General features: G+C 62.2%; 15 protein-coding genes and 1 tRNA gene. 1 reads left to right on the top strand and 15 read right to left on the bottom strand.

Going from position 1 to position 15871, the window contains the following annotated elements; genetic code table 11:
* Nucleotides 1-331 precede the first annotated feature (331 nt).
* On the top strand, nt 332-1897 hold the full coding sequence (locus AT302_RS17545) for a complex I subunit 4 family protein (protein ID WP_058379534.1): 1566 nt from the start codon (nt 332-334) through the stop codon (nt 1895-1897).
* 51 nt (nt 1898-1948) lie between these two features.
* Here AT302_RS17545 and AT302_RS17540 read toward each other — a convergent pair whose 3' ends face one another.
* The 15 genes from AT302_RS17540 to ybgC all read right to left on the bottom strand — a co-directional run bounded on the left by AT302_RS17540 (nt 1949) and on the right by ybgC (nt 15802).
* Nucleotides 1949-3625, bottom strand: a complete 1677-nt coding sequence (locus AT302_RS17540; protein WP_157125822.1) for an amidohydrolase — start codon at nt 3623-3625, stop codon at nt 1949-1951.
* Entirely contained in the window at nt 3622-4548 is a 927-nt protein-coding gene (locus tag AT302_RS17535; protein WP_058379533.1) for an ABC transporter permease, read from the bottom strand. The genes AT302_RS17540 and AT302_RS17535 overlap by 4 nt, the downstream gene beginning before the upstream one ends.
* Nucleotides 4545-5354: an ABC transporter ATP-binding protein gene (locus AT302_RS17530; protein ID WP_058379532.1), complete on the bottom strand. Its 810-nt coding sequence runs from the start codon at nt 5352-5354 to the stop codon at nt 4545-4547. The genes AT302_RS17535 and AT302_RS17530 overlap by 4 nt, the downstream gene beginning before the upstream one ends.
* On the bottom strand, nt 5351-6364 hold the full coding sequence (locus AT302_RS28155) for an ABC transporter substrate-binding protein (protein ID WP_064675103.1): 1014 nt from the start codon (nt 6362-6364) through the stop codon (nt 5351-5353). Before AT302_RS28155 ends, AT302_RS17530 begins: the two co-directional genes overlap by 4 nt.
* Before the next feature lie 95 nt (nt 6365-6459).
* On the bottom strand, nt 6460-7659 hold the full coding sequence (locus AT302_RS17520; RefSeq protein ID WP_058379530.1) for an acyl-CoA dehydrogenase family protein: 1200 nt from the start codon (nt 7657-7659) through the stop codon (nt 6460-6462).
* Between the two features lie 217 nt (nt 7660-7876).
* Nucleotides 7877-8596, bottom strand: a complete 720-nt coding sequence (locus tag AT302_RS17515) for a hypothetical protein (RefSeq protein WP_058379529.1) — start codon at nt 8594-8596, stop codon at nt 7877-7879.
* Nucleotides 8597-8815: 219 nt separating this feature from the next.
* A tRNA-Lys gene (locus tag AT302_RS17510) sits at nt 8816-8891 on the bottom strand.
* 105 nt (nt 8892-8996) lie between these two features.
* Nucleotides 8997-10112: a YeeE/YedE family protein gene (locus AT302_RS17505; RefSeq protein ID WP_058379528.1), complete on the bottom strand. Its 1116-nt coding sequence runs from the start codon at nt 10110-10112 to the stop codon at nt 8997-8999.
* A 313-nt stretch (nt 10113-10425) separates the two neighbouring features.
* On the bottom strand, nt 10426-11169 hold the full coding sequence (gene ybgF / locus AT302_RS17500) for a tol-pal system protein YbgF (protein WP_058379527.1): 744 nt from the start codon (nt 11167-11169) through the stop codon (nt 10426-10428).
* 10 nt (nt 11170-11179) lie between these two features.
* Nucleotides 11180-11680, bottom strand: a complete 501-nt coding sequence (locus AT302_RS17495) for an OmpA family protein (protein ID WP_058379526.1) — start codon at nt 11678-11680, stop codon at nt 11180-11182.
* Between the two features lie 29 nt (nt 11681-11709).
* Nucleotides 11710-13002, bottom strand: coding sequence for a Tol-Pal system beta propeller repeat protein TolB (gene tolB, locus AT302_RS17490; protein WP_058379525.1), 1293 nt, complete (start codon nt 13000-13002; stop codon nt 11710-11712).
* 101 nt (nt 13003-13103) lie between these two features.
* Entirely contained in the window at nt 13104-14144 is a 1041-nt protein-coding gene (gene tolA, locus AT302_RS17485; RefSeq protein WP_058379524.1) for a cell envelope integrity protein TolA, read from the bottom strand.
* Nucleotides 14141-14575 (bottom strand): protein TolR, encoded by a 435-nt coding sequence (gene tolR / locus AT302_RS17480; protein ID WP_058379523.1) that lies wholly within the window; start codon nt 14573-14575, stop codon nt 14141-14143. Before tolR ends, tolA begins: the two co-directional genes overlap by 4 nt.
* A gap of 21 nt (nt 14576-14596) precedes the next feature.
* Complete coding sequence (gene tolQ / locus AT302_RS17475; protein WP_058379522.1) at nt 14597-15271, bottom strand: protein TolQ; 675 nt, start codon at nt 15269-15271, stop codon at nt 14597-14599.
* Nucleotides 15272-15310: 39 nt separating this feature from the next.
* The gene (gene ybgC, locus AT302_RS17470) at nt 15311-15802 is read right to left on the bottom strand and encodes a tol-pal system-associated acyl-CoA thioesterase (RefSeq protein ID WP_058379521.1); all 492 of its coding nucleotides are present in this window, start codon (nt 15800-15802) and stop codon (nt 15311-15313) included.
* Nucleotides 15803-15871: the final 69 nt, after the last annotated feature.

The raw sequence follows: 15871 nt of genomic DNA, 5'->3' as shown, positions 1-15871 counted from the left end.
GATTGACATCGTTGCGGGTTTTGCCGCGTCCACCGGTGGACATTGCGGGGCGGGGCTGCGCGGACTCCCTTATTCATCGACCGGCCGGTCGGATAATGCGTTCGCAATCATTTGTAAAATTTGCTGCGGTGCAAAATCTTTTCGAGCCGCGTATGCTTGCGACCTTCATTGACGCCGCCGCGCCTGGCGTCCCTTCCTGCGGGCATTGATATGCCTTGATTTGCGCGCATCGCCATGAGCGATGCGTGCGGGGTCGATTCGTGCCTGGCTGCGTCGATGGAGAGCTTCTGCTCTCTGTTTTTGTTGCAGCACACCAGGACTCTCCCCCCAAATGTTTCCCATCCTGTCGCTTCTAATCTGGACACCCATTCTGGCCGGCGCGCTCATCATGCTGCTCGGGCAGGACCGCCATCCCAACGCCGTACGCTGGACATCGCTCGCGGCAGCGGTGGTTGCCGCATTGCCAATCATTCCGCTCGTGCGCGGCTTTCACACGCGCGTGGCCGATATGCAGTTTGTTGAGCATTTCCGCTGGATCACGTCGTTCGATGCGTCGTGGCACGTCGGTATCGATGGCCTCTCGCTCTGGCTCGTGGCGTTGACCGGTGTGACGACCATCATCGTGGTGCTGGCGTCGTGGCGCGCAGTGACCACGCGCATGAGCGCGTACTTCGGCAGCTTCCTCGTGCTCTCCGGGCTGATGCAGGGGGTGTTCACGGCGCAGGACGGCATGTTGTTCTTCGTGTTCTTCGAAGCCACGCTGCTGCCGCTGTATCTGCTCATCGGCGTGTACGGGCGTGCCAATCGCACGCGTGCTGCGGTGAAGTTCTTCTTCTTCTCGCTGACCGGCTCGTTGATGATGCTGCTCTCGATGCTGTATCTCTACATGCAGACGCAGAGCTTCGATATCGCCCGCTGGCACGAACTGCATCTGCCGCTGGCCGTGCAGGTGATGCTGTTTATCGGTTTCCTCGGCGCGTTTTCGGTCAAGGTGCCGATGTGGCCGGTGCACACGTGGTTGCCCGACGTTCACCTCGATGGGCCGACGGGTGCCGCCGTGATGCTCGGCATGTTGAAGATGGGCGGCTACGGCCTGCTGCGATTCAATCTGCCGCTGCTGCCGGATGCTAGCCACTTCGTCGCGCCGGTGATGGTGGTGCTGTCGCTGATCGCGGTGATTTACGCGAGCCTCGTGGCGTTGGTGCAGACCGACTTGCGCAAGCTGCTCGCGTATTCGGCTGTAGCGCACATGGGGCTGGTGACGCTCGGCTTGTTTCTGTTCTCGGAAATGGGCACCGACGGCGCGGTGATGCAGATGATTTCGTACGGCATCGTCTCGGGTGCCATGCTGCTGTGCACGGGCATGTTGTACGACCGCACCGGCAGTTCGTCCATCGACGCGTACGGTGGCGTGGCGGCGACGATGCCGCGTTTTGCGGCATTCGCGATGCTGTTCTCGATGGCCAACGTGGGCATGCCGGGCACGTCGGGTTTCGTCGGTGAGTTTCTGGTGTTGATGGGGGCCATCAAGGCGAACTTCTGGATCGGGGCGCTCGCCTCGCTGACGCTGGTGCTCAGTGCGGCCTACACGCTGTGGATGTACAAGCGCGTGATTTTCGGACGCGTCGGCAATGCGAGCGTGGCGTCGCTCAAGGATGTGAGCCGTCGCGAGTTTGCGCTGCTCGGCGCCATGGCGGTGATGGTGCTGGCCATCGGTCTTGATCCGAAGCCGCTCACCGACGGTATCGACGCGACGGCGATTCAGGTGGTACAGGGGATTGAACAACACCGTCTGCCCGCCAACGATCCGGGCAGCAGCGAAGTGGCAGGACGCCGGCATGGTGACGCCGCCGGACGCGCTTCGGTGACGGTGAAGGGTGTGCAGCCGGCAGCCTGAAGGCAGCGGGTTGTGTAGAGAGAGGGGGCAAGCGCGAGCATGCCCCTTTTTTTATTCGCCGGTTCGATGCACTTCCCGGCCGCCGACGAGCGTCAGGCTCGCCTGCACGGTGAGCAACGCGTCGTCAGAGGCCGTGAGCGGATCGGTGTCCAGCACGGCCAGATCGGCCCATTTGCCGACCGTGAGGGTGCCTTTCAGCGATTCCTCGTAGCTGAGGTAGGCGCCGTTGCGTGTGACCGTCTCAAGCGCCTGCATGCGAGTGAGCCGTTGGTCGGGACCGATGACTTGGCCGGTGGTGCGTTCCGTTCTGACGACACTGGCCCATACCGCGCTGAAGGGGCTCACCGGAATGTTGTCGCTGCCCGACGCAATGTCGATGCCCGCTTCAAGCAGCGCGCGCTGCGGCACGAAGTGATTGCCGTTGCCGTTTTCTTGCAAACGCGACGCGCCATTCTTCCAGAGCATGTAGAACGGAATGGTCGTGACGCGCAGGCCAAGGCGTTTAACGCGTGCGAAATCTGCCGGATCGGTGCGCCCCACATGCTCCACGACCCAGCGCCGGCCCGCTAACGGGAAGCGTTTGTCGATGGCATCGAACACGTCGAGCACCTCGCTCAACCGGTCGATCACGATGCTGTGCACACGGAGATCGAATTCGGCAGCGAGCCACGCGTAGTTGCTGAAATCTTCAATCCGATTGGCCCATTCGACAAAGCCCGACCATCCGGTATTCGGCAGCACCTTGCGCACGGCGCGCGCGGTGGCGGGGGAGCCACCCAGTCCGATGAACACGCCGGAGACCGAGAACCACGGGTCACCCAGTCCGTTACCTCGCGCGAACGATAGCCAGTCGCGCATCGCCAGACGGGCTTCAGCCGCATCGTTCCAAGTGGGGCTGACGCACAGGCGAGTGCGCATCGTCAGTTCTCCCGCCTCCCATAGCGCGCGGTAGACGGCGATGCTTTCCGGTGCGGAGCCGTGGCCCTCGTACACGCTCGTCGTGCCGAAGGCGTGGTACAGCGGGAGCGAGCGGCGCAGCCCTTCGAGCCGGTCGGCAAAGCCGAAAGCGGGCACCTGAGACAGCACGGAGAACTCGATCAACGGCCGCTTGTTGGTCTCCACGATCACGCCGGAAGGTCTGCCGTCGGCGCCGATCTCGATGTTGATCCCATCGCAATCCGGGCACGTGTCGGCGTGGATGCCATTGCGTGCGAGTGCCAGCGAGTTGAGGGCGCTGAAGCCCGGCGGGACGCCCCAGTTGCCGAAAAGTCCGGGAATGTACACGGGATGATCGGGTGCCACGGCGTCAAGCTCGTAGCGATCCGGCATGCGCTTTTCCGCCAGCGTCAGCGGGCCGTCGAAATAGAACGGCGGCTGGCCCACTGGCATGGTGATGATCCACTCGCCCTTGGGAACGCGTTGTACTTCGTGTCGAATGACGTCGAGTACGTCGGACAACTGGCGCGCGTGGGCAAGCGACGGGCGCAAGGTTTTCAGCCCCTCGCGCTCCATATGCGCATGCGCATCGATGACGCCGGGGATAACGGTCCGGCCATCGAGGTTGATCAATCGAGTATGGGGCGCTTGCGATTGCGCTCGCACTTCGGCGTCGGTGCCCACGGCGACGATACGATCGCCTGCGATGGCAACGGCCTGCGCAGGCGCGGCGTTGCGCTCCATCGTGAGGACTTGCCCGCTATGCAGGATGAGATCTGCCTTGGCGGTCATCGCTTTGCCTCCGCCCCGTACCACGGAAACATCCGGTGCAGCAGCCAAGCAAAGAGTTGATCGGCCACGAAGCCCACGGCGCCGAGATAGATCAGACCGACGAACATGATGTCGACCCGAAACACCAGATGCGCGAACGAAATCAAATAGCCCAACCCCTTCTCGGAACCGACCAGCTCGGCTGCGACGAGGACCACGAACGAGACCGACGTCGCTTGCCGGAGTCCGGCAAACACGAACGGGAGTGCCGCTGGCAAGGCCACCTGAAGGGCAATCGCGATCGGACGCGTGCCGAGCGATGCTGCCGAACGCAGGTACGCCGGCGAGATGTCGCGCACGCCGAAAAACGTATTGATCCACACAGGGAAGAACGCGCCCCATGCGATCAGCATGACCTTGGAGAGATCGCCCAGACCGAACCACACGATCGCCAACGGCACGATAGCGATGGACGGGATGGCGCGCAGCCCGTGCAGCACCGGATCGCTCAGGTGACGTAGCGTGGCGAAATGGCCGGTCAGTACGCCCGCGATGACGCCGAGCGATGAGCCGAGCAGGAAGCCCCACAGCGCGCGTTGCAGGCTGGCGGCGATGTGCGGCCATATTTCGCCCGTTCCCCACGTCATTTCGGCGAACACGCCCGCGACGCGTGAGGGCGGCGGGAACATGTTGAGATTGATGCCCGGGATCAGGCGGGGGCCGACCTCCCAGATCGCCAGAAAGATCAGGCAGCCGAGCACGCCCAGCAGCGATTGCTTGCCGACGGCGCTCCAGTGGCGGGTGCGGCGCTTTTGCCGCACGGCGTCTTCGATGGCACGGCGTTTGAGGGCGTCCTGATGACTCGCCTGTTTCGAGGGTGCCGGGTTCGCTCGCACCTCAATGTCGGTGAAGTGGGCGAGGTTGGATTGAGGGTTGGCACTCACGCTGCGCTCTCCGTCGTGTTCAATGATTCGAAAGCCCGGCTGATGCGTTCGTAGATATGGCCAAACGCGGGGTCGCCGCGCTCGCGCGGGTAGGGCAGGGGAACGTCAATGATTTCGTGGATGCGCCCCGGATGCGGGCTCATCACGACGACGCGCTGTGCGAGGAATACCGCCTCTTCGATGTTGTGCGTAATGAAGAAGATCGAAAGCTTCAGCTCGCGCCAGACGCGCAACAGTTCGTCTTGCAGAAGCGCACGCGTCAATGCATCGATGGCGGCGAAGGGCTCGTCCATGAGCAGGACGCGCGGTTCGGTGGCCAACGCGCGTGCAACGGCGACACGCTGGCGCATGCCGCCCGACAACTCGAAGGGATAGCGGTCACCCGCATGCGCCAATCCGACGAGCTTGAGTAATGCCTCGGCACGAAGGCGTCGCTGTGAACGGTCGACGCCTTGCTGCTTCAAGCCGAACTCCACGTTTCGCCGAGCCGACAGCCAAGGGAACAGCGCGTACTCCTGAAAGACGACACCGCGATCTGGCCCGGGGCCATTAATCGGTTGGCCATGTGCAGAGACCGTACCCAACGTCGGCTTGATGAACCCGGCAATCATGTTGAGCAACGTCGTTTTGCCGCAGCCGCTGGGGCCAATGGCGCAGACGAACTCGCGGTCGTTGATCTCCAGATCGACGTCGGTCAGCGCCCAGTTCAGGTCACCGGCGCGTGTCGTGTATAGCTGCGAAACGCCTTGTATCGAGACGGCAGGCGTCGCTGGTGCAAGCGATGCGGGGCGTGGGGCGGCGCTCACGACAGTGTCACCCGGTCTGGCGCGACAGCCTTGAGCGCGTCGGTGTAGACGAGCTTCTTGTACAGCGTCCGCAAATCTTCCTTCGGGCGCTGGGCCAAACCGGCGTTGATCGCCCATTCGCCGTTGAGCACGAGGTCATCGAGCAGGCGATTGTCGAGGCGCACGCCGACCTGCATGGTGCCGAAGCCTGCCTGTGTGGCGGCCACCGAAGTCTTCGTGCGTTCTGCCACCAGTGCGACGGCTTCCTGCGGTTGTCCGCGATAGAACTTCTCCGCCGCCAGCAACGCGCGCACAGCGCCTTCCACCAGCTTGGGTTGCTGACGCACGACTGATTCCGGGGCGGTCAGCACGTAATGGCTCACGAAGACTTTTTCCAAGCCGGTGTCGGGGAGCAAGCGAACCAGTCCGGGGTAATCGGCCACGGCCTTCTGCCCGGAATCGAAGCCCCAAGCGAAGGCGTCTACGCCGTTCTTCCCGATGGCGGAGACGACGTCGCCACCGCCCACGTTCACCAGCGTCACGTCCTTGAGACTGAGGCCCCACAGCGAGAGATAACGCGACAGGAAGTAGTGGCCGCTGGTGCCCAACGGGGTGGCGATACGCTTGCCTTTGAGTTGCGCGGGCGTGTCGATGCCGCGATCGGTGCGGGCCGCGACCACCATGCCGCTCGACAGTCGCGTGAACTCCGCCACGATGACGGTGTTGACGCCGTTGGCACCCGCGAGGCCGACGACACTATCCGTGGTGGTGGCGAACTGGGCTTTGCCTGCCTGCACGGCGTCGAACGCGAGTCGGCCGGACGTAAAGGCCAGCGTTGTCGCCTCGATGCCCTGAGGCTGCCAGTAGTTCTTGCTCGACACCAGATACGGGATCGCCCAACTGAAGCCTTGGCTTTCCGCGACCACAATTTTGTCTGCCGCGCGCGCGACGGGGGTGAGGCTCAATCCCATGCCGAGTGCGCCCAGCGTTTTGACGAATCCCCGACGATCCATGCTCAACTTCTCATTCATGATCAGCCTTCTTTGTCGTTACCGTGGTCAGTCATCGCAGCCCGCAATGGGCTGTTCTCTTGTCGTGTCGATATGTCGATTCGTCGGCGCGGCGATTAGCCGTACGGGTCGGGAAGCTGCCCCGTGAGCAGCCATTGACCGAGCGCTTTCTGCCGATAGTCGAGCGGGTCGTGCAGCGTGTGCACGCGCACGTTGCGCCAATAGCGGTCGAAACCGTCGCGGCGCGTGGTGGCGCTCGCGCCCATGAGCTCGAAGATGTCGGCGGTGATGTCGAGCGCGGTGCGTCCGGCGTGCAAGCGGGCAGCACTGATGCGCAGAGCGACTTCGCCACGCGCTTGGGCACTCAGGTCGAGGCCTGTTTGCCAAGCGCGTTCGAACTCGAGGAGGGCGTCGTCGGCGAGCAGTACGGCGGCTTTCAGGCGAGGCCACATGCCGCCGGTGCGGAGTTGCAGCAACGCGTCGTCGCTTGCGGTGGCGACGCCCGCCATGGCCCACGGGCGGGCACGTTCCTTGACGTAGTCGATGGCGTCTCTTAGCGCGCCCAGTGCGTTGCCGAGATAGATTTCCGTGAGGATGAGTTGCCCGATCAGATTGCGTAGCGTGGCGCGCGGGCTGCTGGCGACACCGGGAGGGCCCAGCACTTCCGAGGCGCTGACGGCGACGTGATCGAAGGTGATCGTGCCGCTATCGGTCTGCCGTTGCCCGAGGTTGTCCCAGTCGTCGTTCACGGTAATGCCGGCGCGTTGTGTTGGGATCGCGAGGAAGAGGCGATCGCCGGGGGCATCGCCCAACGTGACCGAGATGTTGAGCATGTCGGAGCCCTTGGCTCCCGAGCAGAAACTCTTGATGCCGTTGAGCTCGAAGCCCGTCGATGTGCGTGTGACGGTGAGTCGCGTGTCGCGGGCATTGACGGCGTTGCCCCAGAACCAGCGATGTTCGGCGGTGTTGCCGAGATAGTGGGTTTGCTGTTCGGGCGAGGCGAACAGACGGATGGACGCGACTTGCAGGTGCTGGAAACCGAAGAGATGGGCGAGTGAACTGTCTTCGACCGCGAGACGTCGTACCGCACGCAGGATCAGTGGCCAGTCGGCACCGAGACCCCCGAAGTCGCGCGGGACGGCGAGGGCGAGAAGGCCGCTGTCGCGAAGCACTTCGCGCTCGTGCCAGGCCGTACCGCCATCTCGATCGCGTTGCGCGGCCGAAGACTTCAGCGCGTTCGCGACGGCGATGACTGCTGTTGCGTGTTCACCGAATTGGTGTGCTGGCACCCATTCGTCAAGGAAAGGCTCATCCATGCTTCCACTACTCGTCTGATGCTTGTCTGATAGTCCGGGGTGGCCTGAACAGGCGTGAACAGCCACCCGACGCACTATAGGGAGCGCGACACATGAACCAAACCAATATTTGCGTATTAGGTTATCTGCGAGGCCGTCGTGGCGAGTTGCCAGCGAGGGGGGTCTGACGGGACTGCCGGCCGGGTGATAGGGCGGCCGGCAGTCTGAAAGGTGGGGGTTACAACTTGCCGCAAAGTGCGCCGGTGAGGCCGGAGATCACGGAGTCGCCATTGAGGGCGACGTCGGATTTATCGATGACGGTGCCGTCGAAATTCAATTCGTACATCGTGCCGAAGCCGCGTTGGCAGTCGGCAACTGCGATCACGTATTCGCTGTACGAGAAGGTCTTCTTGCTCAGGTCGTCTTTGCGGGACAGCGCGGCGATGGAGGGTTTGCCTTTGAAGCTGCGACGTTGGACGGTATCGGTCTTGAGCATGTAGCGATTGCCGGATTTCTCCGCGACCGAGCCCACTTCCCAGACGTTGTCGTTGTCTCTTCTCGACACCTTGCCGGTATCGTCATCCCAACTCAGGCAGGCGAGGCTGCCGAGATTGTCGGCCACGGACGGGCCGAAGCGCACGAAGGCATCCTTGCCGAAGAACTGACCTTCCATACCGTTGTAGTAGACGTAGCCGTAGCCCTTCTTGCAGGATTCCAGCAACACGAAGGCCTGACCGTACTCGTAGGTGCCTTTCGATTTGTTTCGGGTCTGGTACAGATATTTGTAGCCGTTGTTCTTCTTGCCATCGACGTTCATCAGACCGCCGCTGCCTTTCTTCGCCTGCCACGTGTAACCGGGCGACTCCGCCGCGGTGATCCAACTTCCCGAATCGGCGGCGTCCGCCGTGTTGACGACAGCAACGCTAATCAGAACCCCCAGTACCGCTTTTACCGACATGCCTATTCTCCGCAGCATTGATTCATCGGGGTGACTTCCCGCACCCGCTTCTCCATCAGACAGCCTGAGATGCGTGAGCACGTCGTCCGGAGCCAGAACATTACTTCGGCATATGCGATGGAAACTTTAGGGGAGAGGCTTGCAGAGAAAACGGGAGGGGATGTTGCGGCGCGGAGAAAAGAAAAAGGGCTGCACGATGTGCAGCCCTTCGAATTCGTTTGGTAGGCCGTGCGGGACTCGAACCTGCGACCAACGGATTAAAAGTCCGCTGCTCTACCAACTGAGCTAACGACCCAACGAAGAAAAAGATTATAGCGATGACTTCGCTATAGTGTCAATACTTGTGTGGCGCGAATATGTCAGTTCGCCCACGATTTCTCGCATACTGTGCGGAATTTCCTCAAACGCTGCGCTCAATACGCCACATTTGGTATTTGAACGCGCAGACGCCGCCCACGAGAATCGCCACGATCGCCACGAACGAGCCCAACGCCAGCGTCGACACGCCCGACAACCCTTGGCCCACCGTGCAACCCAGCGCCGTCACCCCGCCGAAGCCCATCAACACACCGCCTACCATGTGATTGGCGGTGTCCTCGGTGCCGTGAAAACCTTCCCAGCGGAACGTGCGCGATACCAGCGCATAGGCGAACGAACCGACGATCACGCCCAGCACACTCGCGATGCCCAACGTGATCACGTTGCTCGTGTCGCTCCACATCATCAGCCAGTACAGCGTGTAGGCCAACGGCGAGACGAACGACAGCGCTTCCATCTTGCCGGAGTTGGTGGCGACGAAACTCTCTTCCAGCGTGTTCGGATTCTCCGCGACGTAACCGATCTTGCCCGAGACGTACCACAGCGCCACGATGATCGCGCCCACGACGAGGCCGCCCAGCAAGTTGTCGAACGTCCAGAACTCGCGGCGCGCGAGCGCGGCAATGATGAACGCGCCGCCAATCACCACGCCCAGTACCAGTTGCGCACGATGCAGGTCGCCGCCGAATACACCGCCCAGCAAGGTCGGCAAATCCTGCGACGTGGCAAACGTCGTCTGCACGCTGTCGAGTGCCGCAACGCGCCAGATCGCAAACAAGCCTTTGAGTGTCATGTACGCCGACAGGCCGATCATCACGAATACGAGCAGCGACTTCAGATTGCCGCCGCCGATGCGCACGAGCGTCTTGCTGCCGCAGCCGGACGCCAACACCATGCCGAAGCCGAACAACCAGCCGCCGACGAGATACGAGAGCCACGTGAAGCGCGGCGTCGTGTAGATCGCCTTGATCGGATCGATGATGCCCAGTGAGGCCAGCACACCCGTGCCGATGGTGGCCACGCCGATGGCCAGCCACCACATGCGCATGCGGTTCCAGTCACCGATGTTCACGATGTCGGAAAGGGCGCCCATCGTGCAGAAGTGGGTGCGTTGCAAGACGGCGCCGAACACGAAGGCCAGGCCGAAAGTGAGCCACACAACGGTGTGGGATAGGGCAGTGAGATCGACGTCTGTCATGAGGCGAGACCGGCCGTGCCCGGCCGTTCAATGCATGGTCGCGAGCCGCGGGGCGCAGCCGGCTATTGTTGTTATCTGACGCGCATTTCACACTCGGTGATTGCACGTCGCGGGTGCGGTCGTCATGTCGCGCAGGCCGTTGGCCTGTGCGCATCCCCTGAGACGCCGCGCCTCGTACGCTTGGAAAGTCCGTATTCTACTTGAGCTCGTGTGTCGCGCCTTGAAACGACAACGCCGCCCTGAGGCGGCGTCATACGTTTTGACGAGTGACCTGACACGGGAAGCAGGTTCGCACAACCTCCCGAGGGGCGTCTTACTTCAGCTTGGCCGCACGCTTCTTGGCCTCCGCTGCCGATTCGGTGTCCGGGTACTTGGCCACCAGATCCTGCAACGTTTTCTTAGCTGCTGCCGTCTGCCCGGATTCGGCCTGATTGCTGGCGATTGCCAGCATCGATTCGGCCGCCTTCGGACTCGTCGGATACTTCGCCACGACCCCTTGCAGCGTCGCAGTCGAGCCCTTCAGATCCTTGTTGGCATACTGCGCATTGCCAAGCCAGAACTGTGCTTCGGGCTGATACGGGCTGTCGGGATACTTGGCAGCGAAGGTCCGGAATGCCACTTGCGCACCCTTGTAGTCACCGTTGCGGAATTTCGTCAGCGCGGCGTCAAAGACATCTTTCTCGCCCGGTTGGACGGTGCCTGTCACGCCGCCGACGGTCATCTGCTGCGGTTCGAATTTCTTCAGACGACCGTCGAGGTCGTTGTAGAAGTCCTTCTGACTCTGTTGCAGGTTCGCAAGCTGGTTTTTCAGATCTTCGTTCTGACCGCGCTGGTCGGCCAGATCACGCTGCAACTGCTGGATCTGGTTGTTCAAATCCAGCACGTTGCGCGTGAGCCCCTCGATCCGCTGCTTGTCTGAATCCAGACGGCTGCGGATATCGAGGATCGCTTTGCGCGCCTCGTCGTCGTCGAACAATCCGGCATGTGCGAGCGGGCTCAGCAACGTCGTGCCGAGCGTCGCTGCACAGATCAGGTTTTTAAGCAAACGAGACGTCATGGCGATTCAATCAATAAGCCAGATCGGCGCGACGATCTTGCGCCCAGCTAGCTTCGTCAGTACCGGTAGCTTTTTCCTTACCCAGCGAAACGGCTTCCATCTGGTTGGTGTTGGCGCCCAGTGCCGACATGGCCTTCACGACAGCTTCAGCACGCTTCTGGCCCAGGGCCAGGTTGTACTCGCTCGTGCCGCGCGGGTCGGTGTTGCCCTGAACCAGCACGTGACGTTGCGAATACTTGCTCAGGAAGGCAGCGTGTGCCTGGAGCAGCGGGGTGTACTGTGCATCGACCGAGTACGCGTCGAAGCCGAAGTACACGCTGCGCTTGGCGAGCGGGCCGTTCGGGTTGTTCAGTTCGTCAGCCGATGCGTCGACGGGGGCGACAGCGCGGGCGTCCGTGGTGGTCTGACCCTTGTTGGCGTTAGCCTGGTCGTCGAGCTTCACGCCCGACGAGCAAGCTGCCAGAGCGGCCAGCGAAGAGATGGCGAGGATATTACGAAGCAGGGAACTCATATGAGCCTCCATTGATGTTGCTGTTGATGTTATTGCATGAAAGGGCCCCAGGAGGGTTCGCGAACTTCCCCTCCCCGAACCTGAAGAATCTGCCGGGTTTGCCCGTCCACCGATACTGCCGCGAGAACCTTACGGCCCCCGGATTGCGTTGCATAAAGAATGTACTTGCCGTTCGCGGCAAAGCTCGGTGACTCGTCGTGGCTGGTGTCGGTCAGAGCCGTAACATCGCCAGTACTCATGTCCTGCACGCACAGCTTGAACCCGCCGCCTTGGCGAGCGATGAACGCGAGCAACTTCCCATCAGGGCTCACTCGCGGGCTGACGTTGTAACTCCCCTTGAAGGTCACGCGCTGTGCAGCGCCATCACCTTCGCCCCCGGCCGGCATCTTGTAGATTTGCGGACCACCGCCACGATCGCTCGTGAAGTAGATCCATTTACCGTCGGGAGAATACTGCGGTTCGGTGTCGATCGCGCCGCTGCGCGACAGACGTTTGAGGCCGCCGCCATTGGCGTTGACCTGATAAATCTGCGTGTTGCCATCGCGCGAAAGGGCCACGGCCAGACGGCTGCCGTCCGGCGCCCATGACGGTGCCGAATTGTTGCCCTTCTCATTGGCCAGCACAGCGCGACGGCCCGTCGGCAGATCGTGGATGTACACCACCGGTTTGCGTTTCTCGAACGAGACGTACGCCACCTTGGTGCCGTCCGGCGACCACGCCGGCGAGATGATCGGTTCGCGGCTGTTCAACGCGACGCGCGCATCCTGGCCATCGGAGTCCGAAATCTGGAGCTGGTAGGTCGAGCCGGTATGCAGCACGTACGACAGACGCGTTGCGAACACGCCGCGATCGCCGAGCAGCTTTTGATAGATATAGTCGGCGATCTTGTGCGCGGTCAGGCGCAGGTTGGCCGCCGACGAGGTGAGTGCAAGGCCGCCCAGAGGCTGGCCGCTCACGGCGTCGTAAAGACGGAAGCTCACCTGGAAGTTGCCGTTGCCGGCGGGGGCGATGGTGCCCGAGACGAACGCGTTGGCGCCCTTGGCTTTCCACGTGCCGAGATCGACCGAGTCGTCCACGCCAACCGTTGCACCGCCCGTATCGATCTGATTGAAGCGGCCACTATTGCTCAGGTCGGACTTGACGACGGCAACGATGTCCGTCGGCGCGGTGCCCTTGAAATTCGACACGGCAATCGGGTACCGGTTGGTACCCACGCCAGTGATGTCGACAGTCAGCGGTGTCTGCGCATGGGCGATCGTGCAAGCCGCGGTGAGCCAGGTGGCCACCACCGCACGCCATGCATATTTACTGGAAATTCGCATGCGTTCGATTGGTCAGTTGCGCGGTGCAAGCGCCATTTTTACCATACTCAGATGGAAATGGACCTGCAACGCTCGGTTTTCGTTCCCGTTGGGCAACATACTCATCCTTTCGGACTAAAGCGAAGGTTGACGCTCGGGGGGGCTTTGCCGTTAGTGTCGCGCGGCAAGGGGTCGGACTTGCTGATGGCGGCCTGAACCGCAGCATCCCAGGCAGGGTTGCCGCTCGACTTCACCAACTGCATTGAAAGTACGCTGCCATCCGGAGCAAGACGTACCGCGACGACGGCCGTGGGGTTGCCATCGGTGTCGCCGCCATAAGCGATATTCGGTTTGACCTTGGCGCGCACGCGATCAGCATAACCGGCAGAGGCCGTGCCACCCGCGCCCGAACCCGTGCCGCCCGCTTGCGAACCCAGGCCATTGCCCGTCGCACCCGGCGTGCCACCGGCCATTCCGCGCAGCGACGAAAGGCGTTGCTCACGTGCGGCGTCTGCTGCCTTCTGCGCGGCGGCCTGCTGGGCCGCCTTCGCTTTCTCGGCTTTTTCCTCAGCAGCCTTCTTCTCGGCGTCCGCTTTCTTCTGCGCGTCGGCGAGTTGTTGCTGCTTCTGTTGTTCTGCCTTCTTGGCCTCGTCTTCCTTCTGACGCTTCAGGTCGTCGGCCTTCTTCTGGTCGGCAAGTTTTTGCTGGCGCGCCGCTTCATCGGCGGCGGCCTTCTTGCGAGCGAGGTCGGCGGCGGCCTGCTGATCGGCCAACTGCTTTTGCTTGAGGGCTTCCTGACGCGCCTTTTCCTGCTGCGCTTCGAGCAGGCGCGCCTGTTCGGCGGCTTGCTGCTCTTGCTTGCGCTTCTTCTGCTGGAGGGCGATGTCGGCGTCTTCGGCCGGCGGCGTCGGGGCCGCGATGGCGGGCGGCGCAGGCGTCGGCGGCGGTGTCACCACCGGCGGCGTCGGCTCGGCGACTTCGGTCGGCGTCCACAATTCGGCTTCGGAACCTGCGGGCGAGCTGTTCTGCCAGCGCATGCCATAGAAGAGCAGCGCAAACAGCAGCGCGTGCATGAACAGCGCGAGGAGGAATGCCCGCCCTGTGCCGCGCTCATCTTTGCGCGGGCCAATGGGGCGGTCGGAACGGGCTACGGAGCTGCTCATTTTTGCTTGACGAGCAGGCCCACGCGCTTGACACCCTGGGCCTTCAGATCGGACATCACGTTCATGACGATTTCATAGCGCACCGACTTGTCGGCGGCGATGACGACCGGTTGATCCGGGTTGGCCGCCTGACGGCCTTGCAGGAACCCAGTCAGATCGCCCGCGCTCATGCGCTGTTCGATGGTGTTCTGACCATCTTTATAGCGAATCAGCACGCGGTTGTCGGCCTCGATATTGACGACGACCGGCGGCGTTTGTTGCTGCGGACTTGCGTTGGCGACGCTGGGCAAATTGACAATCGACGGGGCCACCAGCGGGGCGGCCACCATGAAGATGACGAGCAGCACCAGCATCACGTCGATGTACGGTACGACGTTGATGTCTGCCATGGCGCGACGGCCGCGGCGAGCGTTGCGCATTGAACCTGCCATGTCTCGGCGCTCCCGGAATGCTTAGTGAATCTGCCGTTGCAGGATGTTGGAGAACTCTTCGATGAAGCTTTCGAAGCGAATCGCCAGCCGGTCGATGTCGGTGGCGAAGCGGTTGTAGGCAACCACGGCAGGGATCGCGGCGAACAGGCCGATGGCGGTCGCCACCAGCGCTTCCGCGATGCCCGGCGCCACATTGGCGAGCGTGGCTTGTTGCACGTTCGACAGGCCGCGGAAAGCGTTCATGATACCCCACACCGTACCGAACAAACCAATGTACGGGCTCACCGAACCGACCGACGCGAGGAACGGCAGATTGGCCTCAAGCGAGTCCATTTCACGTTGAAAGGAAGCGCGCATGGCACGGCGTGCACCGTCGAGAATGGCGTGCGGATCGTTCAGGCCTTTTTCGCTCGCCTTCATGTATTCGCGCATGCCCGATTCGAAGATTCGCTCCAGGGCACCCGTCTGATGACGGTTGTTGAGCGCGCTCTGGTAGAGCGCCTGAAGATCGCCGCCCGACCAGAAGTCACGTTCGAAACGCTCAGTCTGGGCACGGGCGCGGCGAATCGCGAAGATCTTGCGGAAGATGTGCGTCCACGACATCAACGACAGCAGCAACAGCAGGGCCATCACGGCCTGTGCGAGCACGCTGGCATGCAGGACCAGCGTAATAATGGAAAGGTCTTGATCGGGCATGGTGTGGTTATTGACTGACCGGAATTCTTGTCCCTGGGATCAGGCGGCTGCCGCGCCGCTCCCGGCGTGTGCAGCAATACTGACGGACTTGTTGGCAACAATGGCCGATTGCATGGCGAGCCGCACGTTTGCCGGGATTCTGCCCGGGCGCAACGTGTCGGCAGACACACAGCCGATTTTGATGCTGCCGCGCGCCAACAGTTCGCTGCTGCCGTCGGGCGCATCGCGCCAGGCTTCTTGCAGAAACTCGACAGTCGCGCCACCGAGGTGCTCGATCCGGCTTCTGACGACCACAAGATCGTCGAGTCGGGCGGGGCTCAGGTAGTCGAGCGCTGTCGCGCGCACGATGAAGATCATGCCGGTATCGCGGGCCAATTGGAGTTGTTCGATGCCGAGCGAACGGAGCCACTCGGTGCGGGCCCGTTCAAAGAATTTAAGGTAGTTGGCGTAGAACACGACGCCGCCGGCGTCAGTGTCCTCGTAGTAAACGCGGATTGACCAACTGGTATCAAAATCAGCCATGCCGCGCATTGTATCGGAACGCGGCAACAACGCCAGTCACGGAAACAGAATTTTTCAACTACGTGAGACAACGGTGCT

This window comes from Pandoraea norimbergensis (assembly GCF_001465545.3).
GTDB lineage: Bacteria > Pseudomonadota > Gammaproteobacteria > Burkholderiales > Burkholderiaceae > Pandoraea > Pandoraea norimbergensis.
This window is presented reverse-complemented; position numbering and strand designations above follow the sequence as displayed.

Coding starts and splice junctions, on each gene's coding strand:
- tolA (WP_058379524.1), bottom strand. CDS start 14,144: ATGAGCAGCTCCGTAGCCCGTTCCGACCGCCCCATTGGCCCGCGCAAA.
- tolR (WP_058379523.1), bottom strand. CDS start 14,575: ATGGCAGGTTCAATGCGCAACGCTCGCCGCGGCCGTCGCGCCATGGCA.
- tolB (WP_058379525.1), bottom strand. CDS start 13,002: ATGCGAATTTCCAGTAAATATGCATGGCGTGCGGTGGTGGCCACCTGG.
- AT302_RS17495 (WP_058379526.1), bottom strand. CDS start 11,680: ATGAGTTCCCTGCTTCGTAATATCCTCGCCATCTCTTCGCTGGCCGCT.
- ybgF (WP_058379527.1), bottom strand. CDS start 11,169: ATGACGTCTCGTTTGCTTAAAAACCTGATCTGTGCAGCGACGCTCGGC.
- AT302_RS17515 (WP_058379529.1), bottom strand. CDS start 8,596: ATGTCGGTAAAAGCGGTACTGGGGGTTCTGATTAGCGTTGCTGTCGTC.
- AT302_RS28155 (WP_064675103.1), bottom strand. CDS start 6,364: ATGAATGAGAAGTTGAGCATGGATCGTCGGGGATTCGTCAAAACGCTG.
- AT302_RS17545 (WP_058379534.1), top strand. CDS start 332: ATGTTTCCCATCCTGTCGCTTCTAATCTGGACACCCATTCTGGCCGGC.
- AT302_RS17540 (WP_157125822.1), bottom strand. CDS start 3,625: ATGACCGCCAAGGCAGATCTCATCCTGCATAGCGGGCAAGTCCTCACG.
- AT302_RS17520 (WP_058379530.1), bottom strand. CDS start 7,659: ATGGATGAGCCTTTCCTTGACGAATGGGTGCCAGCACACCAATTCGGT.
- AT302_RS17505 (WP_058379528.1), bottom strand. CDS start 10,112: ATGACAGACGTCGATCTCACTGCCCTATCCCACACCGTTGTGTGGCTC.
- ybgC (WP_058379521.1), bottom strand. CDS start 15,802: ATGCGCGGCATGGCTGATTTTGATACCAGTTGGTCAATCCGCGTTTAC.
- tolQ (WP_058379522.1), bottom strand. CDS start 15,271: ATGCCCGATCAAGACCTTTCCATTATTACGCTGGTCCTGCATGCCAGC.